We start from the raw sequence: 21,836 nt of genomic DNA, 5'->3' as shown, positions 1-21,836 counted from the left end.
CCCGGACGTCTCATGCGCAGTCGCCTTTTCAGTCTTTTATCCTGTTTTCTTCTTTCTGCCACTGCCGTTCAAACCGCCCAGGCGGTGGACCTGTCTACTCAGCGCCAGTATTACGATGAAGCCAAGCGTGCCCTCGCCAAGGGGGATACCGGTCCTTATTTCCGTTACAGCCAGGCCCTCAGCGATTACCCGCTGGAGCCATACCTGGCGTATGACGAACTGACCGCCCGCCTTAAAACCGCGAGCAATGCCGAAATCGAGAAATTCCTCGCTGAGCACGGTGACCTGCCCCAGGCCAACTGGATGAAGTTGCGCTGGTTGCGTTGGCTGGCCGAACGCGGCGACTGGGCGACCTTCGTCAAGTACTACGATCCCAAGCTCAATTTCACCGAACTGGACTGCCTGAACGCGCAGTATCAGATCGGGCATAACCAGAAAACCGAGGGTTACGCCAACGCCAATAAACTCTGGCTGACCGGCAAATCCCAACCCGCCGCGTGCGATGCGCTGTTTGGTATTTGGGCCGCCGAAGGTCAACTGACCGAGCAGAAACGCTGGGAGCGCGCCAAGCTTGCCGCCCAGGCACGCAACTATCCGTTGGCCAACAGCTTGGTCAACGGACTGACCACCCTCGCCCCTCGCGGTCGTTTGCTGGTGGAGGTGGCGCAGAAACCCGAACTGCTCAACGCTCCTTCACGGTTCATTCCGGCCGACGAGCCGATGTCCGACGTGGTCAGCCTTGGCCTGCGCCGTCTGGCGCGGCAGGATCCTGACCGGGCGATGCAGATGCTCGATAGTTATGCCAGCAGCATGCACTTCTCCCGTGACGAAAAAGTGGCGATCGCCCGGGAAATCGGCCTGTCCCTGGCTAAACGGTTCGACAGCCGCGCGCTGGACATGATGACTAAATACGACCCGGAACTGCGTGACAACACGGTGTCCGAATGGCGCTTGCGTCTGCTGCTGCGCCTGGCCCGCTGGGACGATGCCTATCAGTTGACTCGCCGCCTGCCGCCGGACCTGGCGACCACCAACCGCTGGCGTTATTGGCAGGCCCGCAGCCTGGAACTGGCGCAGCCGCAGAACCCGGAAGCGCAGACGCTTTATAAGGGCCTCGCCCGCGAGCGTGATTTCTATGGCTTCCTCGCGGCGGATCGCTCGCAGCTGCCCTACTCGCTGAACAACAAACCGCTGGTGCTCAGCCAGGCGCTGATCAACAAGGTCCGCAATACCCCAGGCGTGCGTCGGGCGCTTGAGTTTCACGCTCGCGGACAGATCGTCGACGGTCGCCGCGAGTGGTACCACGTCAGCCGCCACTTCAGCCGCGACGAAATGGTTGCCCAGGCGAAACTGGCTTACGACCTGAAATGGTATTTCCCGGCAATCCGAACCATCAGTCAGGCGAAGTACTGGGACGACCTGGACATCCGTTTCCCGATGGCCCACCGCGAAACCCTGGTGCGCGAAGCCAAGGTTCGTGGCCTGCATTCGAGCTGGGTGTTCGCCATCACCCGTCAGGAAAGTGCTTTCATGGTCGACGCCCGTTCCGGCGTCGGCGCCAGCGGCCTGATGCAACTGATGCCCGGCACCGCCAAGGAGACCGCGCGCAAGTTCAGCATCCCGCTGGCTTCGCCGCAGCAAGTGTTCGATCCAGACAAGAACATCCAGCTCGGCGCCGCGTACCTGAGCCAGGTCCACAGCCAGTTCAACGGCAACCGCGTCCTCGCTTCCGCCGCCTACAACGCCGGCCCGGGCCGCGTACGTCAGTGGCTGCGCGGTGCGGACCACCTCAGCTTCGACGTGTGGGTGGAAAGCATCCCGTTCGACGAAACCCGTCAGTACGTGCAAAACGTGTTGTCGTACTCGGTGATCTACGGCCAGAAGCTCAACTCACCGCAGCCGCTGGTGGATTGGCATGAGCGCTACTTTGACGATCAATAACCGGTAATGCCGGTTATGTAGGAGCTGTGTAGGAGCTGTGTAGGAGCTGTCGAGTGAAACGAGGCTGCGATCTTTTGATCTTTTTCGGCACAGTTGAAGATCAAGATCAAAAGATCGCAGCCTCGTTTCACTCGACAGCTCCTACAGGTGAAGACCGATTTCAGCCTTGCCATCATTAAACTGCAACGCCGCCAACCGCGCATACAGCGCATTGCTCGCAATCAATTCCTGATGCGTGCCCACCGCCACCAGTTTCCCCTGATCCATCACCGCGATCCGGTCAGCGTTTTTCACCGTAGCCAGCCGGTGGGCGATGACCAGCGTGGTGCGGTTTTTCATCAGGCTCGGCAAGGCTTGCTGGATCAGGTGTTCGCTCTGTGCGTCGAGAGCGCTGGTGGCTTCGTCCAGCAGCAGGATTGGCGCGTCCACCAGCAGCGCCCGGGCGATGGCCAGGCGTTGGCGTTGGCCGCCGGACAAACCGAGGCCACCGTCGCCAAGATGGGTCTGGTAGCCGTTGGGCATTTGTTCGATGAAGTCGTGGGCGTATGCGATTTTCGCCGCTTCCTGAACCTGGGCCAGGGTTGCCGTCGGATTGCCGTAGCGGATGTTCTCTTCGATGCTGCCAAAGAATAGAGCCGGTGTTTGCGAGACCAGGGCGAAGCAGCGGCGCAGGTCCAATGGATCGAGTTGAGTCAGTGGCACGCCGTCGAGCAGGATGCGTCCTTCGACCGGGTCGTAAAAGCGCAGCAGCAAGTCATACACTGTCGACTTGCCGGCACCGGACGGCCCGACCAACGCGAGGGTTTCGCCGGCATTGATGGTCAGATTCAAACCATCAACGGCATAGCTTTCGGGACGCGAGGGGTAGGAAAAGCGCACGTCTTGCAGCACCAGGTCACCCTTGACCCGTTCAGGCAAGGTCACCAGGCCAGTGATCGGTGGCTGGATCATGTTCTCCGAGCGCAGCAACTCGGCGATCCGCTCGGCGGCGCCGGCGGCACGCTGCAGTTCGCCGATCACTTCGCTCAACGTGCCGAAGGCGCTGCCGACGATCAGGCTGTAAAACACAAAGGCCGCCAGCTCACCCGCGGAAATCCGCCCGGCGATGACATCCATTCCGCCGACCCAGAGCATCACCCCGACCGCGCCAAGCACCAGCACGATCACCAGGGTAATCAGCCAGGCCCGCTGAAAGATCCGCTTGCGAGCGGTGCTGAAGGCCTCCTCCACCGTTACGGCAAAGCGCTGCTCGTCCTGGACCTGATGGTTGTAGGCCTGCACGGTTTTGATCTGGCCCAGGGTTTCGGAGACATAGCTGCCAATATCGGCAATCCGGTCCTGACTCAGGCGCGACAAACTACGCACCCGACGGCCGAAGATCAGGATCGGCGCGATCACCAACGGCAAGGCGACCACCACGATGCTGGTGAGCTTGGGGTTGGTGATAAACAGCAGGACGATCCCGCCGATCACCATCAACAGATTGCGCAGAAACAGCGACAGCGAAGAGCCAATCACCGATTGCAGCAACGTGGTATCTGCAGTCAGGCGCGACTGAATTTCGGAGCTGCGATTGTCTTCGTAAAATCCTGGGTGCAGGTAGATCAGATGGTTGAACACCTGACGGCGGATATCCGCGACAACGCGCTCGCCGATCCATGAGACCAGATAGAAACGCGCAAAGGTGCCAATCGCCAGCCCGACCACCAGCACCATAAACAGGCCGATGGACTGGTTGAGCAAATGCGGTGACTGGGTCATGAAACCCTGATCCACCAACAGGCGAATCCCCTGCCCCATGGACAAGGTGATGCCCGCCGTGACGATCAATGCGAGCAAGGCACCGATGGCCGGCCAGCGGTAAGGCGCGACGAAACGCAAAGCCAGACGCATGGCGCGCCGTTGACGGGATGAGAGGATGGAGATCATTCGATGGCGCAACCAGTAGGGTTTGACTCGATCAAGCCTACACCGGTCGATGGGATTGAACGCTGTAAATCATAATGAGTCAGGTTAATTATGACCGCAAAGACTAGGCCCTAGACGCTATTGGTCTAAAGTCCGGGTGGCAACACCGCGCTATTTCTGGTGGACTGGTATTGCCGCCCTGGAAAGATCGCAGGGAGTTGTCACAGCCCGGTCACCTGGCGGTTCTACAGTAAGCACACAACCTGATGAGGAGACAGGCAATGTCCTTGCAAAACAGCAGCGATGACAAGATTGAAGTGATCCGCACACAGCCAGACCAGTCTCTGGGTTGCTCAATTATCGATAAGGATGGGCACGAAGTACCGATCACTGAAGGTATGATCCAGGACGCTTGCCGTGAACTGGAACAGCGATTGGTCAAGCCTGCCGAAGAAAAGTGATATAGCCACCGTATTCTTGACCCGGCCCATGATGGCCGGGTTTTTTATGCCTGTTTTTCGAGGGTGCAATTATCAGATCGTTTGCGCACCGAGGGCCGCCACTATCTTCAGCAAAGCCGGCGAATCCCCCTCAATCCGCACCTTCAACCCATCAATCTCCCGCCGCTGCGGATAATGTTTGCGCAGTGAGTCGAACGCCGCACGCTGCTCGTTCACATTGCCTACAAGGCTGCGACGGAAATCCGCATCATCACGGCGCGGGTCGTACACGCCACGGCACAACATGGCCAGCGCCCAGGCCGGATCGCTGTCAGCGTTCAAGGTCACTTGCGACAACCACGGCGCCGGCAGCAAATCGCTCAAGGCGACCTGGGCCGGTTGCCCCATAAATGTGCAATACGCCTCATAGATCTGCGCGGTCCCACGCTGTTTGCCGTCGAGGCTGTAACCGGCAATGTGCGGGGTCGCCAGCACGCAGAGATCGGCCAACGCTACATCGACCTCAGGCTCGCCCTCCCAAACATCCAGCACTGCTTGCAGGTCTTCGCGTTGCAGCAGCACCTGGCGCAGGGCGGCGTTGTCCACCACTGGGCCGCGACTGGCGTTGATCAGCCAGGTACCGGATTTGAGCTGGCTCAAGCGGTTCTTATCGAACAGATGCCAGGTTGCCTGGGCGCCGTGTTTCTTCAACGGCGTGTGCAGACTGATGACATCGCACTGCTCGATGATCTGTTCGAGGCTGACGTAATCGCCCCCTTCAGCGGCTTGCCTTGGCGGATCGCAGACCAGCACCTTCCAGCCCAGACCTTGCAGAACCTTGACCAAACGGCCGCCCACTTCACCGGCACCGACGACGCCGTAGGTGCGCTGCGTCAGGTCAGCGCCTTCAATTTCGGCCAGGGTCAGCAGACTGCCGAGCACGTAGTCGACCACCCCCCGGGCATTGCAGCCAGGTGCGCTGGACCAGGTGATGCCGGCCCGCTGAAAGTAATCCAGGTCCAGGTGATCAGTGCCGATGGTGCAGGTGCCGACAAAGCGTACCTTGCTGCCTTCGAGCAACGCGCGGTTGACGTTAGTCACCGAGCGCACCAGCAGCACATCGGCCTGTTCGACGGTGGCGCGGTCAATGGAACGTCCCGGTACCCGGCGGATTTCACCGAAACCTTCAAAGAAGGCATCGAGCAGCGGGATATTTTCGTCGGCAACAATCAGCATGGCAGGCTCCTTTGGCGGATCGGCAGTGTAGGCGGAGACGGCACATCTCGCCTAGCACGCATCCCGGCGTACAGCGGATGTGCACTATGTTGAGAGATTACAAATCCGCAACACAGCTCTTTTCCTGACCACTGCGTCAGGGCGTAGAATGCGCCGCCTCGCGCATCAATATCTTTGGACGTTTCGCCCTTGAATTCCGTGACTGACCGCCCTACCGCTATTGCTCTCACCCGCCCGGCCCGGGTTCGCCTGGAGCTGAAAAACCTGCTCGGCCTGGCCCTGCCGATCATGATCGCGCAACTGGCGACCACCGCCATGGGCTTCGTCGATGCGGTGATGGCGGGCCGGGTCGGCCCGCGTGATCTGGCGGCCGTGGCGCTGGGCAACTCGATCTGGGTGCCGGTGTTTCTGTTGATGACCGGCACGCTGTTGGCCACCACGCCGAAAGTCGCCCAGCGTTTCGGCGCCGGCAACCACAGCGAGATCGGCCCGATCGTGCGCCAGGCGCTGTGGCTGGCCTTGGTGGTGGGCTTGATGGCAACCACGATGCTGTTCAGCGCCGAACCGATTTTGCACATCATGAAGGTCGATCCCGAACTGATCGGCCCGTGCATGCAATACCTGTACGGCATCGCCAGCGGTTTGCCCGCCGTCGCGTTCTACCATGTGCTGCGCTGCTTCAGTGACGGCCTGGGGCGCACCCGTCCGGCCATGGTCCTCGGCCTGTGCGGGCTGGCGCTGAACATTCCACTGAATTACGTTTTCATCTATGGCCACTTCGGTGTGCCGGCCATGGGCGGTGTCGGCTGCGGTTGGGCCACGGCGATCGTGATGTGGGTGATGGCGCTGGGCATGGCCGGCTGGGAGCGCTGGGCGCCGGCGTATCAGTCGAGTCAGTTGTTCAGCCGTTTCGACTGGCCGCAATGGCCAGTGATCAAACGCCTGCTGGGCATCGGCCTGCCGATCGGCATCGCGGTGTTCGCCGAATCGAGCATCTTCGCCGTGATCGCCTTGCTGATCGGCAGCCTCGGCGCGACAGTGGTGGCCGGGCATCAGATCGCGCTGAACTTCAGCTCGCTGGTGTTCATGATCCCCTACTCCCTGGGCATGGCTGTGACCGTGCGGGTCGGCCAGGCGCTCGGCCGTCAGGAACCGCGTGAAGCACGCTTCGCCGCCGGTGTCGGCATGGGCACGGCGCTGGCTTACGCGTGCATTTCTGCGAGCATGATGCTGTTGCTGCGTGACCACATCGCAACGATCTACACGGCTGATCCGACGGTGATTCAGGTCGCGTCGATGCTGATTGTGTATTCGGCGCTGTTCCAGTTTTCCGATGCGATCCAGGTCACTGCCGCCGGCGCGCTGCGCGGCTATCAGGACACTCGAGTGACGATGATCCTGACGCTGTTCGCTTACTGGGGGATTGGTTTGCCGGTGGGTTACGCGCTAGGCCTGACCGACTGGTTTGGCGCGCCGAGCGGCCCGAGCGGGCTGTGGCAGGGTTTGATCGTCGGCTTGAGTTGCGCGGCGCTGATGCTGTCGATCCGCCTGACGCGCAGCGCACGCAAGCGGATTCATATCAGCCATTCGGCAGGTTAAGCGAGCTTCTTGCGGATCCAGTAGAGGTAGGTGCCTGCCTCTTCGTGCTGCGCGACCAGCTCGTGGTCGAGAAACACGCAAAACTTGGGAATGTCGCGACGGGTCGACGGGTCGGTGGCAATCACCTTCAGCAGACCGCCGGGCGCCAGGTCACGGATGTGCTGGTGCAGCATCATCACCGGCTCCGGGCAGTTGAGGCCGGTGGCGTCGAGGGTGCCGTCTACCGGCGTATCAATCATTTCACTCATGATTCACTCCTGAAACTTGCCGGCATTGTCGCGCATTGCCGGGATAAACGTCATCTGTGGCGTACATCGTACCTGTGGGAGCGGGCTTGCTCGCGAAAGGGCCGTGTCAGTGACATCAATGTTGACTGACACGGCCCTTTCGCGAGCAAGCCCGCTCCCACAGGGGTCCGTGTGAATCAGCGGGACTTGGGTTTCTTCACATCGAGTCGGCGCAAGTGGCACGTCACTTCTTCACGGTCGTGGTACAGCTGTTTGCAGCCGATCTCGACCCGAATGCCGCGCTCCTTGAACCCGTCGGCAATGCGCTCCAGCAAACGCTTCACTTCGGCGTAACGCTGCTTCATCGGCAGCTTGAGGTTGACCACCGCTTCACGGCAATGCCCCTCGCCAATCCATTCTTCCAGCATCGCGGCGTTGCGCGCCGGTTTCTCGACGATGTCGCAGACCATCCAGTCCACCGGTTGCTTGGGCTTGAAGGTAAAACCGTCGGCCATCAAGTGTTGCACCAGACCGGTGTCCATCAGGCTTTCAGCCATCGGACCATTGTCGATCGCCGTCACCAGCATGCCGCGGTTGACCAGTTGCCAGGTCCAGCCGCCGGGCGCGGCGCCAAGGTCGACGCCCGTCATATCACTGTGCAGACGCTCATCCCACTGATCGCGCGGGATGAAGTGGTGCCAGGCCTCTTCCAGCTTCAGGGTCGAACGGCTTGGCGCGTCGCGCGGAAACTTCAGGCGCGGAATGCCCATTGGCCACATCGCCGAGTTATTCGACTCGGCCAACCCCATGAACACTTCGCGGCCACTTTTGAACGTCAGCAGCAGGCGCGGTTTATGGGCATCTTCAACCAGTTTGCCAGCCGCCATCAGCGCCTTGCGCAAGTGGCCTTCGAACTTCTTGCAGAAGTTCGACAGTTCCTTGCCATCGTTGGTGTCGACCATTTCCAGCCACAGGCTGCCGCACAGCGGGAAGTCCGCCATGTGGGCGAGGATCACGCTGATGCGGTCGGTTTCCGGCAGATCAATGAAGATCCCGCGAGCCCATTGGCGCGGGAAGATCAGATCGGCGAAACGCTGGCCACGCATCAGGCGCTGGGCGCCGTCTTCTTCGGTGCAGATGAATTCAGCGCAGGCGCTTGCAGTCTTGGCCTTGGCATAACCGGCCACGTTCAGCCGCGCGGCGTGTTCGGCAATCTCGGAACAGACTTCGCTTTCGAAGCCCGGCCGGCAATGCATAAAGAGGGTGTTCATTCTTACTCCTGGGCAGATGGCGAGAAATTCAACCACTGCGCGATGCCCAGACTTGCGTCGAAGCAAAGCCTGTCACGAAAACCGGCGCATGATAGCCGAGTTCGCAACCTTGGACTTGTCCATAGAGTCCAGTTACTAGCCTTAAGCACCAAACAGGACTAGGTTTAAACCTCAGTTCGTTCCCTCAGTCCGTAGCCGTGCGGCCCAAAGGAGTCATTTCAATGCCGTCCCTTGATAGCCTGAAAACCCTTAAAACCTTACAAATCGACGACAAGACCTATCACTACTTCAGCTTGCCGGAGGCTGCCAAAAGCCTGGGCGATCTCGACAAGCTGCCCATGTCGTTGAAAGTGCTACTGGAAAACCTGCTGCGCTGGGATGATGAAAAAACCGTCACCGGCGCCGACCTTCGGGCGATTGCCGCCTGGCTCAAGGAACGTCGCTCCGACCGCGAAATTCAGTACCGTCCCGCACGGGTATTAATGCAGGACTTTACCGGCGTGCCTGCCGTAGTCGATCTGGCCGCCATGCGCGCCGCGATGGCCAAGGCCGGCGGCGACCCGCAGCGTATCAATCCGCTCTCACCCGTGGACTTGGTGATCGACCACTCGGTAATGGTCGACAAGTTCGGCAGTTCCAGCGCCTTCGAACAGAACGTCGACATCGAAATGCAGCGCAACGGCGAGCGTTACGCGTTCTTGCGCTGGGGCCAGAGCGCCTTCGACAACTTCAGCGTGGTACCGCCGGGCACTGGCATCTGCCACCAGGTGAACCTGGAATACCTGGGGCGCACGGTCTGGACCAAGGACGAGGACGGCCGCACGTATGCCTTTCCGGACACTCTGGTCGGCACCGACTCCCACACCACCATGATCAACGGCCTCGGCGTGCTCGGCTGGGGCGTCGGCGGGATTGAGGCGGAAGCGGCGATGCTCGGCCAACCAGTGTCGATGCTGATCCCGGAAGTGATCGGCTTCAAACTCACCGGCAAGCTCAAGGAAGGCATCACCGCCACTGACCTGGTGCTGACCGTCACCCAGATGCTGCGCAAGAAAGGCGTGGTCGGCAAATTCGTCGAATTCTACGGCGACGGCCTCGCCGACCTGCCGCTGGCCGACCGTGCGACCATCGCCAACATGGCCCCGGAATACGGCGCCACCTGCGGCTTCTTCCCGGTGGACGACATCACCCTGGACTATCTGCGTCTATCCGGTCGCCCCAGCGAAACCGTGAAACTGGTCGAGGCCTACAGCAAAGCCCAGGGCCTGTGGCGCCTGCCGGGCCAGGAACCGGTGTTCACCGACAGCCTGGCGCTGGACATGGGCAGCGTTGAGGCCAGCCTTGCCGGGCCGAAACGCCCCCAGGACCGGGTATCGCTGCCGAATGTCGCGCAAGCGTTCAGTGACTTCATCGAACTGCAATTCAAACCCACCAGCAAGGAAGTCGGTCGTCTCGAAAGTGAAGGCGGCGGTGGCGTCGCAGTGGGCAATGCCGATCTGGCCGGTGAAGCAGACTACGAATACGACGGTGAGACCTACCGATTGAAAAACGGCGCGGTGGTGATCGCCGCGATCACCTCCTGCACCAACACCTCCAACCCGAGCGTGATGATGGCCGCCGGCCTGGTGGCGAAGAAGGCCGTGGAGAAAGGCCTCAAGCGCAAACCGTGGGTCAAGAGTTCGTTGGCCCCTGGCTCGAAAGTGGTCACCGACTACTACAAGGCTGCCGGCCTGACCCAGTACCTTGATGAACTGGGTTTTGCACTGGTCGGCTACGGCTGCACCACGTGTATCGGCAACTCCGGGCCCTTGCCGGAGCCCATCGAAAAAGCCATTCAGGCCGCCGACCTGACCGTCGCCTCGGTGCTGTCGGGCAACCGCAACTTCGAAGGTCGCGTGCACCCGTTGGTGAAAACCAACTGGCTGGCCTCCCCGCCGTTGGTCGTTGCTTACGCGCTGGCCGGCACGGTGCGAACTGACATCAGCAGTGAGCCTTTGGGTACCGACAAGGATGGCAACCTGGTTTATCTGCGGGACATCTGGCCGAGCACCGAAGAGATCGCCGACGCGGTGAACAAGGTCAACACCGCGATGTTTCACAAGGAATACGCCGAAGTGTTTGCCGGCGATGAGCAATGGCAGGCGATTGAAGTGCCGCAAGCGGCGACCTATGTCTGGCAGGACGATTCGACTTACATCCAGCACCCGCCATTTTTCGATGACATCGGCGGCCCGCCGCCGGTGGTCAAAGACGTCGCAGGTGCCAAGGTTCTCGCGTTGCTCGGCGACTCGGTGACCACCGACCACATTTCCCCCGCTGGTAACATCAAGGCTGACAGCCCGGCGGGCCATTACCTGCGCGAGAAAGGCGTGGAACCGCGGGACTTCAACTCCTACGGTTCCCGTCGTGGCAATCATGAAGTGATGATGCGCGGCACCTTTGCCAACATCCGCATCCGTAACGAGATGCTCGGCGGCGAAGAAGGCGGCAATACGATCTACATTCCCACCGGGGAGAAAATACCGATCTACGACGCGGCCATGCGTTATCAAGCCTCGGGCACGCCGCTGGTGGTGATTGCCGGGCAAGAATACGGCACCGGTTCGAGTCGCGACTGGGCGGCCAAGGGCACCAATCTGCTGGGGGTGAAAGCGGTGATCGCTGAAAGCTTCGAGCGGATTCACCGTTCCAACCTGGTGGGCATGGGCGTGTTGCCGTTGCAGTTCAAGCTGGATCAAAACCGCAAGAGCCTGAACCTGACCGGCAAGGAAACGCTGGATATTCTGGGTTTGACAGGCGTCGAGCTGACACCGCGGATGAACCTGACGCTGGTGATCACCCGTGAAGACGGCAGCCGCGAGAAAATCGAGGTGCTGTGCCGGATCGATACCCTTAACGAGGTGGAGTACTTCAAATCAGGGGGGATTTTGCATTACGTGTTGCGGCAGTTGATTGCGTCGTAACAGCTTGCTGACACAGACACCGCCTTCGGGCGGTGTTTTTGTTTGTGCGCTGCTTATAATCGCCTCCCTCGCCACAACAGCTCTTCAATCTGAAAGGATTTTCGATGCTTGCCCTGCCATGGAGATCTACGGCCGACTCGGCTGGTGGGCCGGGATCTCCCGGTTTCTACAACGGTCGTGGCATCGACCCTCAGCGATTCACTAACGATGCCGCGCCGTTTTCCATGTACCTGAATCAGGACAAACCCCTGATCGGGTTCTGGCTTTTTGCTGGTTTGCCCATGGATTGTCGGCCGGCGTTCGCTGCGCCTTTCCATTTATGCGACTGTGTTCGCGTTGATGCTGAGCGCCGTGCTGCCTTGGGTGGCGCGTTGCTGTTGGGCGTGATCAGTTGGGTACTGAAGTGGCCGGATCAATCCTGGTTGTGGCTGCTGAACAATCTGCTGCTGGTGACGCTGGTCGAGGAAGCGCTGTTTCGCGGCTACATCCAGGGGCGGCCTGAGCCAGCGCTTGAAACACCTGCCCTACGGCGAAAACCTGGCCTTGCGCCTCGCCTCGCTGCTGTTCGGTCTGGCGCATGTGGGCGCGGGCTGGCAGTGGGTGTTGCTGGCGAGTCTGGCGGGGGTCGGCTATGGTCTGGCCTACCGTTTCGGCGGATTGGGTGCAGCCATCGCCACCCATTTCGGTTTGAACCTGCTGCACTTCGGCCTGTTCACCTATCCGATGCTCTCCGGCTGACGCAATGGCCGTTTTGCGACGTGCTGCTGATTACTGAAAAATAATTTCAACTAATTCCTGACAGCGCCGACAACCACTGAAAGCCTTGCGGATTGAAAAAGCCATGCGTAACAACCAACCCACCACACAGCGCGAACGGACTTTCCCGGCTCAGCAACGGTTGATTTCCACCACCGATGCCAAAGGCGCGATCACCTACTGCAACGATGCTTTCGTCGAGATCAGCGGGTTTTCTCGTGAAGAGCTGATCCGTGCGCCGCATAACCTGGTCCGTCATCCTGACGTCCCGGCCGCGGTGTTCGCACACATGTGGGGCACACTGAAACAAGGCTTGCCATGGATGGGCATCGTCAAGAATCGCTGCAAAACCGGTGATCACTACTGGGTTAACGCCTACGTCACACCGGTTTTCGACGGCAACCAGGTGATCGGTTACGAGTCGGTGCGGATCAAACCCACCGCCGAACAGATCCAGCGTGCCGAAGCGCTCTACCAACGCATCAACCAGGGCAAGTCGGCGATTCCTTCAACAGACAAATGGCTGCCGGTGCTGCAGGACTGGCTGCCGTTCATTCTGGTCAGCCAGCTGAGCTTCATGATCGGTGCGTCGCTTAACTCCCATTGGGGTTTTGCGTTGGCCGCCGGTCTCTCTGTGCCATTGGGTTTGCTGGGTTTGAGCTGGCAACAGCGCGGCCTCAAGCGTCTGCTGCAACTGGCCGGGCAGACGACCTCCGACCCGCTGATCGCGCAGATGTACACCGACAGCCGTGGCGCTCAAGCACGTCTTGAGATGTCGATCCTCAGCCAGGAAGCCCGCCTGAAAACCTGCCTGACCCGTCTGCAGGACACCGCCGAGCACCTGACCGAGCAAGCGAAACAGTCCGACACCCTGGCGCACAACAGCTCCACCGGCCTGGAACGTCAGCGCGTCGAAACCGAGCAAGTGGCTACCGCCGTCAACCAGATGGCGGCCACCACTCAAGAAGTCGCCAGCCACGTGCAGCGCACTGCCGATGCTACTCAGGAAGCCAATCGCCTGACCGGCCGCGGCCGCGACATCGCCGGGGAAACCCGCGAAGCCATTCAGCGTCTGTCGGTGGTGGTCGGTGAAACCGGTCTGACCGTGACCCAACTGGCCAAGGACAGCGACGAAATCGGTGGTGTGGTCGATGTGATCAAAGGCATCGCCGACCAGACCAACCTGCTGGCGTTGAACGCTGCTATTGAAGCGGCCCGTGCCGGTGAGATGGGGCGTGGGTTTGCAGTGGTCGCCGACGAAGTCCGTCAACTGGCGCAACGCACCAGCGAATCCACCGGACAGATCCACGCGCTGATCGCCAAGCTGCAGCAAACCGCCAGCACTGCAGTGCAAACCATGGAAGCCGGGCATCGCCAGGCCGAAGAAGGTGTGGCGCGGGTACTGGAAGCGGACCAGGCACTGGTGGGGATCAGCGAAGCGGTGGCCAACATCACCGACATGACCACCCAGATCGCCGCGGCTACCGAAGAGCAAAGCGCTGTCGCCGAAGAGATCAGCCGCAACATCAGTAACATCTCGCAACTGGCTGACAAGACTTCGGAACAGGCTCAACACTCGGCGTTGTTGAGTGAAGAGCTGACGAAGACGGCGAATACGCAGTATTCGTTGGTGGCGCGGTTTAACCGCTAAGAAAAGATCGCAGGCTGCGCCAGCTCCTACATCGATCGGGTAACCCTGTAGGAGCTGCCGAAGGCTGCGATCTTTTGATCTCGCGTCTCACAGAAATTCGGCAACCTTCTGCGCCGCAGCCGCCAGATGCTGTTCATGGGTAAACCCAGAAGCTTTCAATGGCTTCAAGTCATGGTCCCCCGCTATCAGCCAGAACACCTCGATACTCGGCGCTAACGAGTAAGCCTCAACGGCCTCACGATTATCCAACGCATCCCGCTCGCCTTGCACGATCAACGTCGGCGTCTGAAGCGCGGCCAAATGCTCGACCCGAGGCTTCTCAGGTTTCCCCACCGCATAAAACGGATACCCGAGGCACACCAACGCATCGGCCTTTAGTTCATCCGCCAAAAGGCTGGCCATCCGCCCGCCCATGGACTTGCCGCCAATGGCCAAACGCCCAGCGACATGGCGTCGCACCACGGCATACACCTCACGCCAGCACTCGAGCAGTTTCGGCGCCGGGTTCGGAGGACGTTTGCCGCCATCAATGCGCCGTTGCGCCATGTACGGAAACTCGAAACGCAGCACGTTGACCCCAGATGCAGCAAGGCGCGCAGTCATGTCGTTCATCCAGCCGCTGTCCATCGGTGCACCGGCACCGTGAGCCAGAATCAGCGTCGTCGATGACGGCGCCGAGGCGGCTTCCCACAGCCAGCCATGTTCCGCCACACACCGCGCCCATTGATCCCCGTCAATACTGGCCTTGTGCTCTTTGTCCATGCTTGCCTCGCTTTTAGTCTGCCTATAACTCCAGGCGAAGGGAGCGTCTGCCGTGCGGCTTACTCGCAAAGGCAGGCCTTCACTTCGGCTGAACCGTGGATGGGGAACCATGAACACTTCTATCAGTACCGCCTACAACTACAAGGTGGTCCGCCAATTCGCCATTATGACGGTGGTGTGGGGCATCGTCGGCATGGGGCTCGGGGTTTTTCTCGCGGCTCAATTGGTCTGGCCTGAACTCAACTTCAATCTGCCGTGGACCAGCTTCGGACGCCTGCGCCCGTTGCACACCAACGCAGTGATCTTCGCTTTCGGCGGCTGTGCCTTGTTCGCCAGTTCGTTCTATTCAGTGCAGCGCACCTGCCAAACGCAACTGTTCGCGCCGAAAATCGCCGCGTTCTGCTTCTGGGGCTGGCAAGTGGTGATCCTGCTGGCGGCCATCAGCTTGCCGCTGGGTTACACCAGCTCCAAGGAGTACGCCGAGCTGGAATGGCCGATCGACATTTTGATCACCATCGTCTGGGTCGCCTACGCCGTGGTGTTCTTCGGTACGCTGGCGAAGCGCAAGACCAAGCACATCTACGTTGGCAACTGGTTCTTCGGTGCGTTCATCATCACCGTGGCGATTCTGCACATCGTCAACAACCTTGAGCTGCCGGTGAGTTTCACCAAGTCCTACTCGGTGTACGCGGGTGCGACCGATGCCATGGTTCAGTGGTGGTACGGGCACAACGCCGTCGGCTTTTTCCTCACCGCCGGTTTCCTCGGGATGATGTACTACTTTGTGCCGAAACAGGCCGAGCGCCCGGTGTATTCCTATCGCCTGTCCATCGTGCACTTCTGGGCGCTGATCACCCTGTACATCTGGGCCGGCCCGCACCACTTGCACTACACCGCGCTGCCGGACTGGGCGCAGTCGTTGGGCATGGTGATGTCGCTGATCCTGCTGGCGCCAAGCTGGGGCGGGATGATCAACGGCATGATGACGCTCTCGGGCGCCTGGCATAAGTTGCGCAGCGACCCGATCCTGCGCTTCCTCGTGGTCTCGCTGGCGTTCTACGGCATGTCGACCTTCGAAGGGCCGATGATGGCCATCAAAACGGTCAACGCCCTCTCCCACTACACCGACTGGACCATCGGCCACGTTCACGCTGGCGCCCTCGGTTGGGTAGCGATGATCTCCATCGGCGCGCTGTACCACATGATCCCGAAAATCTTCGGTCGCACGCAGATGCACAGCATCGGCCTGATCAACGCGCACTTCTGGCTCGCGACCATCGGCACCGTGCTGTACATCGCTTCGATGTGGGTCAACGGCATCGCCCAAGGCCTCATGTGGCGCGCAGTCAATGAAGACGGCACGCTGACCTACTCCTTCGTCGAAACCCTGGTGGCCAGCCACCCAGGCTTCGTCGTGCGGCTGGTGGGCGGTGCGATCTTCTTCAGCGGCATGTTGCTGATGGCCTACAACACCTGGCGCACCGTGCGGGCCTCGCAGCCTGCCGAAGTCGCCGCTGCCGCGCAGATCGCCTGAGGAGGCCGCCATGAAACACGAAACAATCGAGAAAAACGTCGGCCTGCTGATGTTGTTGATGGTGCTGGCCGTGAGCATTGGCGGCCTGACCCAGATCGTCCCGCTGTTCTTCCAGGACGTGACCAATAAGCCGGTGGAAGGCATGAAGCCCTACACCGCGCTGCAACTGGAAGGTCGTGACATCTACATCCGCGAAGGCTGCGTCGGCTGCCATTCGCAGATGATCCGCCCGTTTCGCGCAGAGACCGAACGCTACGGCCACTACTCGGTGGCCGGTGAAAGCGTCTGGGATCACCCGTTCTTGTGGGGCTCGAAACGCACCGGTCCGGACCTGGCCCGGGTCGGCGGTCGCTACTCCGAAGACTGGCATCGTGCGCATTTGTACAACCCGCGCAACGTGGTGCCGGAATCGAAAATGCCCGGCTATCCGTGGCTGGTGGCCAATCAACTCGACAGCAGCCACACCGAAAGCAAGATCAAGGCGATGCGCACCCTCGGTGTGCCATACACCGACGACGACATTGCAGGCTCAGTCGCCTCGCTCAACGGCAAGACCGAAATGGACGCACTGGTCGCTTACCTGCAAGTGCTTGGCACATCCATCAAGAGCAAGAGGTGAGCCATGGCCATGCCCTTTGAAATAATTAGCGAAATGAGCAGTGGAATGATCCGCGGCCTGGGCACGGTCGTGGTGTTTGTGGCCTTCGTCGGCCTGACGCTGTGGGTGTTCAACGGCAAGCGCAATCCGGAATTCGCCGAAGCGCGTTTGCTGCCGTTCGCCGATGAACCCCTATCCGACGACGCCACCCAAGAACCTGAAACAAGGAGTACCCGGCCATGACCACCTTCTGGAGTACGTGGATCTGCGTACTGACCATCGGCAGCCTGATCGGCCTGACCTGGCTGCTGATCGGCACCCGCAAGGGCGAAACCAAGGGCAGCGTCGACCAGACCATGGGCCACAGCTTCGACGGCATCGAGGAGTACGACAACCCGTTGCCGCAGTGGTGGTTCATGCTGTTCGCCGGCACGCTGGTGTTTGCCGTGGGCTATCTGGTGCTTTACCCCGGCCTGGGCAACTGGAAAGGCGTCCTGCCGGGTTACGAGAACGGTTGGACCGGCGTCCACGAGTGGGAAAAGGAAATGGCCAGGTCAGATGCGAAGTTCGGACCGATCTTCGCCAAATTCGCGGCGATGCCCGTGGAAGAAGTGGCCAAGGATCCGCAAGCGCTGACAATGGGCGGTCGCCTGTTTGCTTCCAACTGCGCGGTCTGCCACGGCTCGGATGCCAAGGGCGCGTTTGGCTTCCCGAACCTGGCAGACAACAGCTGGCGCTGGGGCGGCAATGCCGACACCATCAAAGCCACAATCATGGGCGGTCGCATGGCCGCGATGCCGGCCTGGGGTGAAATCCTCGGTGATGCCGGTGTGAAGAACGTTGCCGCGTATGTGCGGCATGACCTGGCCAGCCTGCCGTTATCTGAAGGCAGCGGCGCCGACCTGAAAGCCGGACAGCAAGCGTTCAGCACGATGTGCGTAGCCTGTCATGGGGCAAACGGCCAGGGCACTGAAGCCATGGGTGCGCCGAATCTGACGCAACCGGCCGGTTTCATCTACGGAACAAGCCTGACGCAGCTTGAACAAACGATTCGTCATGGCCGCCAGGGCCATATGCCGGCGCAGAACGAACTGCTCGGCAACGACAAGGTGCAACTGCTGGCCGCTTACGTTTACAGCTTGTCTCAGGGGTTGAACACCGAGCGTTTGCAGGCTGAAGGCAAACACGAATAAATCTCGACCGCTCTGCTGCCGCATTCTTCCGGATGCGGCAGTTCCCTGCCCCTTTGCGACCCATTGTCGCACCCTCCGTTAGTCCTCCTTTCGATTCCCCAGATTTGGGGCTAAGCTTGCTCCGATGCGAACTGGCGTGAGCCGGTTCCAGGTCGACCCAACCCGATGTGTTTGACGAATCTGCTCGATGACAAGCCGCAAAGGCTGGTAGATACCGGCTGTCCTGCCAATTGCCATCTGTCACCCGATCGTTATGTTTGAACATACCCCGTTACATCCGACCTGACCCCCTCACCATTTTCGTCTGCCGCGACATTTGCCCTTGGGCAATTTTGTCCTTACGCGGCGCATGGAAAGGCCGCAGAATCAGCTTTTGAAAGCATTGACCCAGGTCATGGCGCGTTGCAATGACCCCCCGCTTTCTCCATACTTGCGGCCGATTTTTACTCCTAATAAAACACCCAAACCGTGGAACCTTAGAATGAGCACAGCAATCAGTCCGACTGCTTATAACTATAAGGTAGTCCGCCAGTTCGCCATCATGACGGTGGTCTGGGGGATCCTTGGCATGGGGCTCGGTGTCTTCATCGCCTCGCAACTGGTCTGGCCGGAGTTGAACTTCGGTCTGGAATGGACGAGCTTTGGACGCCTGCGCCCGTTGCACACCAACCTGGTGATTTTCGCCTTCGGTGGTTGTGCACTGTTTGCCACTTCTTATTACGTCGTGCAGCGAACCTGCCAAACGCGACTGATTTCCGACAGACTCGCGGCCTTCACCTTTTGGGGTTGGCAAGCGGTGATCGTCGGCGCAGGCATTTCCTTGCCGCTGGGCTACACCACGTCCAAGGAATACGCTGAACTGGAATGGCCTATCGCCATTTTGCTGGCCATTGTCTGGATCACCTACGCCGTGGTGTTCTTCGGCACCATCACCAAGCGCAACACCAAGCACATCTATGTGGGTAACTGGTTCTACGGTGCCTTCATCGTTGTGACGGCGATGCTGCACATCGTCAACCACGCTTCCCTGCCGGTCAGCCTGTTCAAGTCCTATTCGGCCTACGCCGGTGCGACTGACGCGATGATCCAGTGGTGGTACGGCCACAACGCGGTGGGTTTCTTCCTGACCACCGGCTTCCTGGGGATGATGTACTACTTCGTTCCGAAGCAGGCCGAGCGCCCGATCTACTCCTATCGCCTGTCGATCGTGCACTTCTGGGCGCTGATCACCCTGTACATCTGGGCCGGTCCGCACCACCTGCACTACACCGCGCTGCCGGACTGGGCTCAGTCGCTGGGCATGGCGATGTCGATCATCCTGCTGGCTCCGAGCTGGGGCGGCATGATCAACGGCATGATGACCCTGTCGGGCGCCTGGCATAAGCTGCGCACCGACCCGATCCTGCGCTTCCTCGTGGTCTCGCTGGCGTTCTACGGCATGTCGACCTTCGAAGGCCCGATGATGGCCATCAAGACTGTGAACTCGCTGTCGCACTACACCGACTGGACCATCGGCCACGTACACGCCGGCGCTCTTGGCTGGGTAGCAATGATCTCGATCGGCGCGATCTACCACATGATCCCGAAACTGTTCGGTCGCGCGCAGATGCACAGCATCGGCCTGATCAACGCGCACTTCTGGCTCGCGACCATCGGTACCGTTCTGTACATCGCTTCGATGTGGGTCAACGGCATCACCCAGGGCCTGATGTGGCGTGCAATCAACGACGACGGCACCCTCACCTACTCGTTCGTCGAAGCGCTGCAAGCCAGCCATCCTGGTTTCATCGTTCGCGCCCTGGGCGGTGCGTTCTTTGCCAGCGGCATGCTGTTCATGGCCTACAACGTATGGCGGACCGTACGTGCCTCGAACCCGGCTGAAGCCGAAGCCGCCGCTCAGATTGCTGTAGTTGGAGCTCACTGATGAAGCATGAAGCAGTCGAGAAGAACATTGGCCTGCTGGCCTTCTTCATGGTTATCGCCGTCAGCATCGGCGGCCTGACCCAGATCGTTCCGCTGTTTTTCCAGGACGTCACCAACAAGCCGGTCGAAGGCATGAAGCCTCGCACCGCCCTTGAACTGGAAGGCCGCGATATCTACATCGCCAACGGTTGTGTCGGCTGCCACTCGCAGATGATCCGCCCGTTCCGTGCTGAAACCGAACGTTACGGCCACTACTCGGTCGCCGGTGAAAGCGTCTGGGACCACCCGTTCCTGTGGGGTTCCAAGCGTACCGGCCCGGACCTGGCCCGTGTTGGCGGTCGTTACTCCGATGACTGGCAGCGTGCGCATTTGTACAACCCGCGCAACGTGGTGCCTGAGTCGAAAATGCCGGCCTACCCGTTCCTCGTGGAAAACAAGCTCGACGGCAAAGACACCGCCAAGAAAATGGAAGTCTTGCGCACGCTCGGCGTCCCTTACACCGACGAAGACATCGCCGGTGCCCAGGATGCTGTGAAGGGCAAAACCGAAATGGACGCGCTGGTGGCCTATCTGCAAGGCCTGGGCACCATCATCAAAAGCAAACGGTGATTTAGATGGATATCGGGATGATTCGTGGCCTGGGCACCGTTGTTGTGATGGTGGCCTTCATCGGTCTGGCGTTGTGGGTGTTCAGTCCCAAGCGCAAGTCGGAGTTTGAAGACGCGACCTTGCTGCCTTTCGCGGATGATCCCGAAGCCATCAAGCACGTCGAGCAAGCTTCTAGGAGTAACAAAGAATGACTACGTTCTGGAGTCTGTACGTCACAGTCCTCAGTCTCGGCACGATCTTCGCCCTGACCTGGCTGCTGCTGTCCACCCGCAAGGGCCAGCGCAGCGAAGCCACCGAAGAAACGGTTGGCCACTCCTTCGACGGGATCGAGGAGTACGACAACCCACTGCCGAAATGGTGGTTCATGCTGTTCGTGGGCACCATCATCTTCGCCCTGGGCTACCTGGTTCTGTACCCGGGCCTGGGTAACTGGAAAGGCCTGCTGCCGGGTTACAACTACCTCGATAACGACAAGCAAACCGCGTTCGCCAACGGCCAGAGCGGCTGGACCGGCGTTCACGAGTGGGAAAAGGAAATGGCCAAATCGGACGCCAAGTTCGGCCCGATCTTCGCCAAGTTCGCTTCCATGCCCATCGAAGAAGTGGCCAAGGACCCGCAAGCCCTGAAGATGGGTGGCCGCCTGTTTGCCTCCAACTGCTCGGTCTGCCACGGCTCCGATGCCAAGGGCGCTTATGGCTTCCCTAACCTGACCGACGCCGACTGGCGCTGGGGTGGCGAGGCAGAAACCATCAAGACCACCATCATGGGTGGCCGTCACGCGGTCATGCCGGCGTGGGCTGAAGTGATCGGCGAGCAAGGCGTTGCTAACGTTGCCGCGTTCGTACTGACCAACCTCGATGACCGCAAGCTGCCGGAAGGCACCAAGGCTGACCCGGTTGCCGGCCAGAAGCTGTTCGCTGCCAACTGCGCGGTGTGCCACGGTCCGGAAGGTAAAGGTACGCCTGCGATGGGCGCACCTGACCTGACCCATCCGGCAGCGTTCATCTACGGTTCGAGCTTCGCTCAGCTGCAGCAGACCATCCGTTACGGCCGTCAGGGCCAGATGCCTGCGCAAGAACAGCTGCAAGGCAACGACAAGGTTCACCTGCTGGCCGCTTACGTCTACAGCCTGTCTCATGGTGAGAAAGCGCCGGTGGCGGACGCCCAGTAAGGCAAACGCTTGATGCAAAAAAACGGCCCCGCCAATGTGAATTGGCGGGGCCTT

The 21,836-nt window shown here is 60.2% G+C and carries 18 protein-coding genes and 1 pseudogene; 14 read left to right on the top strand and 5 right to left on the bottom strand.

Annotated elements, in window-relative coordinates; genetic code table 11:
• Window positions 1-12: 12 nt before the first annotated feature.
• Window positions 13-1,941 (top strand): transglycosylase SLT domain-containing protein, encoded by a 1,929-nt coding sequence (locus ACYZTX_RS11785; RefSeq protein WP_462034186.1) that lies wholly within the window; start codon window positions 13-15, stop codon window positions 1,939-1,941.
• A 141-nt stretch (window positions 1,942-2,082) separates the two neighbouring features.
• On the opposite strand, the gene ACYZTX_RS11780 is transcribed toward ACYZTX_RS11785, so the two are convergent.
• On the bottom strand, window positions 2,083-3,870 hold the full coding sequence (locus ACYZTX_RS11780) for an ABC transporter transmembrane domain-containing protein (protein ID WP_462034185.1): 1,788 nt from the start codon (window positions 3,868-3,870) through the stop codon (window positions 2,083-2,085).
• A gap of 260 nt (window positions 3,871-4,130) precedes the next feature.
• Between ACYZTX_RS11780 and ACYZTX_RS11775 the strand changes: the two genes are divergently transcribed.
• A complete protein-coding gene (locus ACYZTX_RS11775; protein ID WP_462034184.1) occupies window positions 4,131-4,310 on the top strand; it encodes a PA1571 family protein in 180 nt (59 codons plus the stop codon).
• A 72-nt stretch (window positions 4,311-4,382) separates the two neighbouring features.
• On the opposite strand, the gene pdxB is transcribed toward ACYZTX_RS11775, so the two are convergent.
• Window positions 4,383-5,525 carry a 4-phosphoerythronate dehydrogenase PdxB gene (gene pdxB / locus ACYZTX_RS11770; RefSeq protein ID WP_462034183.1) on the bottom strand — a complete coding sequence of 381 codons (1,143 nt, stop codon included), beginning with the start codon at window positions 5,523-5,525 and terminating at the stop codon, window positions 4,383-4,385.
• Between the two features lie 189 nt (window positions 5,526-5,714).
• On the opposite strand from pdxB, the gene ACYZTX_RS11765 reads away from it, so the two are divergent.
• Window positions 5,715-7,124 (top strand): MATE family efflux transporter, encoded by a 1,410-nt coding sequence (locus ACYZTX_RS11765; protein ID WP_462034182.1) that lies wholly within the window; start codon window positions 5,715-5,717, stop codon window positions 7,122-7,124.
• Here the strand turns inward: ACYZTX_RS11765 and tusA are convergent.
• A complete protein-coding gene (tusA, locus tag ACYZTX_RS11760) occupies window positions 7,121-7,372 on the bottom strand; it encodes a sulfurtransferase TusA (RefSeq protein WP_095052036.1) in 252 nt (83 codons plus the stop codon). The two genes, ACYZTX_RS11765 and tusA, sit on opposite strands and share 4 nt — an antisense overlap.
• Window positions 7,373-7,548: 176 nt before the next feature.
• The gene (gene rlmM / locus ACYZTX_RS11755) at window positions 7,549-8,622 is read right to left on the bottom strand and encodes a 23S rRNA (cytidine(2498)-2'-O)-methyltransferase RlmM (protein WP_462034181.1); all 1,074 of its coding nucleotides are present in this window, start codon (window positions 8,620-8,622) and stop codon (window positions 7,549-7,551) included.
• A 221-nt stretch (window positions 8,623-8,843) separates the two neighbouring features.
• On the opposite strand from rlmM, the gene acnA reads away from it, so the two are divergent.
• From acnA to ACYZTX_RS11740, 3 genes and pseudogenes are all read left to right on the top strand, one after another.
• On the top strand, window positions 8,844-11,585 hold the full coding sequence (gene acnA / locus ACYZTX_RS11750) for an aconitate hydratase AcnA (RefSeq protein WP_462034180.1): 2,742 nt from the start codon (window positions 8,844-8,846) through the stop codon (window positions 11,583-11,585).
• Window positions 11,586-11,743: 158 nt separating this feature from the next.
• A pseudogene (locus ACYZTX_RS11745) lies at window positions 11,744-12,323 on the top strand (lysostaphin resistance A-like protein); the annotation flags it as partial.
• A gap of 103 nt (window positions 12,324-12,426) precedes the next feature.
• Window positions 12,427-13,992 (top strand): methyl-accepting chemotaxis protein, encoded by a 1,566-nt coding sequence (locus tag ACYZTX_RS11740; RefSeq protein ID WP_462034179.1) that lies wholly within the window; start codon window positions 12,427-12,429, stop codon window positions 13,990-13,992.
• 87 nt (window positions 13,993-14,079) lie between these two features.
• Here ACYZTX_RS11740 and ACYZTX_RS11735 read toward each other — a convergent pair whose 3' ends face one another.
• Window positions 14,080-14,754, bottom strand: coding sequence for an alpha/beta family hydrolase (locus ACYZTX_RS11735; protein WP_462034178.1), 675 nt, complete (start codon window positions 14,752-14,754; stop codon window positions 14,080-14,082).
• Between the two features lie 109 nt (window positions 14,755-14,863).
• Between ACYZTX_RS11735 and ccoN (ACYZTX_RS11730) the strand changes: the two genes are divergently transcribed.
• The 8 genes from ccoN (ACYZTX_RS11730) to ccoP (ACYZTX_RS11695) all read left to right on the top strand — a co-directional run bounded on the left by ccoN (ACYZTX_RS11730) (window position 14,864) and on the right by ccoP (ACYZTX_RS11695) (window position 21,782).
• On the top strand, window positions 14,864-16,288 hold the full coding sequence (gene ccoN / locus ACYZTX_RS11730) for a cytochrome-c oxidase, cbb3-type subunit I (protein WP_403138573.1): 1,425 nt from the start codon (window positions 14,864-14,866) through the stop codon (window positions 16,286-16,288).
• 10 nt (window positions 16,289-16,298) lie between these two features.
• Window positions 16,299-16,907, top strand: coding sequence for a cytochrome-c oxidase, cbb3-type subunit II (ccoO, locus tag ACYZTX_RS11725; RefSeq protein ID WP_462034177.1), 609 nt, complete (start codon window positions 16,299-16,301; stop codon window positions 16,905-16,907).
• Window positions 16,908-16,928: 21 nt separating this feature from the next.
• The gene (locus tag ACYZTX_RS11720; RefSeq protein WP_462037025.1) at window positions 16,929-17,129 is read left to right on the top strand and encodes a cbb3-type cytochrome oxidase subunit 3; all 201 of its coding nucleotides are present in this window, start codon (window positions 16,929-16,931) and stop codon (window positions 17,127-17,129) included.
• Entirely contained in the window at window positions 17,126-18,079 is a 954-nt protein-coding gene (gene ccoP, locus ACYZTX_RS11715) for a cytochrome-c oxidase, cbb3-type subunit III (protein ID WP_462034176.1), read from the top strand. The genes ACYZTX_RS11720 and ccoP (ACYZTX_RS11715) overlap by 4 nt, the downstream gene beginning before the upstream one ends.
• A 481-nt stretch (window positions 18,080-18,560) precedes the next feature.
• Window positions 18,561-20,003: a cytochrome-c oxidase, cbb3-type subunit I gene (gene ccoN / locus ACYZTX_RS11710; protein ID WP_462034175.1), complete on the top strand. Its 1,443-nt coding sequence runs from the start codon at window positions 18,561-18,563 to the stop codon at window positions 20,001-20,003.
• Entirely contained in the window at window positions 20,003-20,611 is a 609-nt protein-coding gene (ccoO, locus tag ACYZTX_RS11705; RefSeq protein WP_017337535.1) for a cytochrome-c oxidase, cbb3-type subunit II, read from the top strand. Before ccoN (ACYZTX_RS11710) ends, ccoO (ACYZTX_RS11705) begins: the two co-directional genes overlap by 1 nt.
• Before the next feature lie 5 nt (window positions 20,612-20,616).
• The gene (locus ACYZTX_RS11700) at window positions 20,617-20,802 is read left to right on the top strand and encodes a CcoQ/FixQ family Cbb3-type cytochrome c oxidase assembly chaperone (RefSeq protein ID WP_003175465.1); all 186 of its coding nucleotides are present in this window, start codon (window positions 20,617-20,619) and stop codon (window positions 20,800-20,802) included.
• Window positions 20,799-21,782, top strand: coding sequence for a cytochrome-c oxidase, cbb3-type subunit III (ccoP, locus tag ACYZTX_RS11695; protein ID WP_462034174.1), 984 nt, complete (start codon window positions 20,799-20,801; stop codon window positions 21,780-21,782). Before ACYZTX_RS11700 ends, ccoP (ACYZTX_RS11695) begins: the two co-directional genes overlap by 4 nt.
• The last annotated feature ends 54 nt before the right edge of the window (window positions 21,783-21,836 follow it).

It is taken from the genome of Pseudomonas sp. MDT1-17, from assembly GCF_054898105.1.
This window is presented reverse-complemented; position numbering and strand designations above follow the sequence as displayed.

Excerpts from the sequence above, each read along its gene's own strand:
- ccoP (WP_462034176.1), top strand. The coding sequence starts at position 17,126 with ATGACCACCTTCTGGAGTACGTGGATCTGCGTACTGACCATCGGCAGC.
- ccoO (WP_462034177.1), top strand. The coding sequence starts at position 16,299 with ATGAAACACGAAACAATCGAGAAAAACGTCGGCCTGCTGATGTTGTTG.
- ccoP (WP_462034174.1), top strand. The coding sequence starts at position 20,799 with ATGACTACGTTCTGGAGTCTGTACGTCACAGTCCTCAGTCTCGGCACG.
- acnA (WP_462034180.1), top strand. The coding sequence starts at position 8,844 with ATGCCGTCCCTTGATAGCCTGAAAACCCTTAAAACCTTACAAATCGAC.
- tusA (WP_095052036.1), bottom strand. The coding sequence starts at position 7,372 with ATGAGTGAAATGATTGATACGCCGGTAGACGGCACCCTCGACGCCACC.
- ACYZTX_RS11775 (WP_462034184.1), top strand. The coding sequence starts at position 4,131 with ATGTCCTTGCAAAACAGCAGCGATGACAAGATTGAAGTGATCCGCACA.
- ACYZTX_RS11740 (WP_462034179.1), top strand. The coding sequence starts at position 12,427 with ATGCGTAACAACCAACCCACCACACAGCGCGAACGGACTTTCCCGGCT.
- ACYZTX_RS11735 (WP_462034178.1), bottom strand. The coding sequence starts at position 14,754 with ATGGACAAAGAGCACAAGGCCAGTATTGACGGGGATCAATGGGCGCGG.
- pdxB (WP_462034183.1), bottom strand. The coding sequence starts at position 5,525 with ATGCTGATTGTTGCCGACGAAAATATCCCGCTGCTCGATGCCTTCTTT.
- ccoO (WP_017337535.1), top strand. The coding sequence starts at position 20,003 with ATGAAGCATGAAGCAGTCGAGAAGAACATTGGCCTGCTGGCCTTCTTC.
- ACYZTX_RS11780 (WP_462034185.1), bottom strand. The coding sequence starts at position 3,870 with ATGATCTCCATCCTCTCATCCCGTCAACGGCGCGCCATGCGTCTGGCT.
- ccoN (WP_403138573.1), top strand. The coding sequence starts at position 14,864 with ATGAACACTTCTATCAGTACCGCCTACAACTACAAGGTGGTCCGCCAA.
- ccoN (WP_462034175.1), top strand. The coding sequence starts at position 18,561 with ATGAGCACAGCAATCAGTCCGACTGCTTATAACTATAAGGTAGTCCGC.
- ACYZTX_RS11785 (WP_462034186.1), top strand. The coding sequence starts at position 13 with ATGCGCAGTCGCCTTTTCAGTCTTTTATCCTGTTTTCTTCTTTCTGCC.
- rlmM (WP_462034181.1), bottom strand. The coding sequence starts at position 8,622 with ATGAACACCCTCTTTATGCATTGCCGGCCGGGCTTCGAAAGCGAAGTC.
- ACYZTX_RS11700 (WP_003175465.1), top strand. The coding sequence starts at position 20,617 with ATGGATATCGGGATGATTCGTGGCCTGGGCACCGTTGTTGTGATGGTG.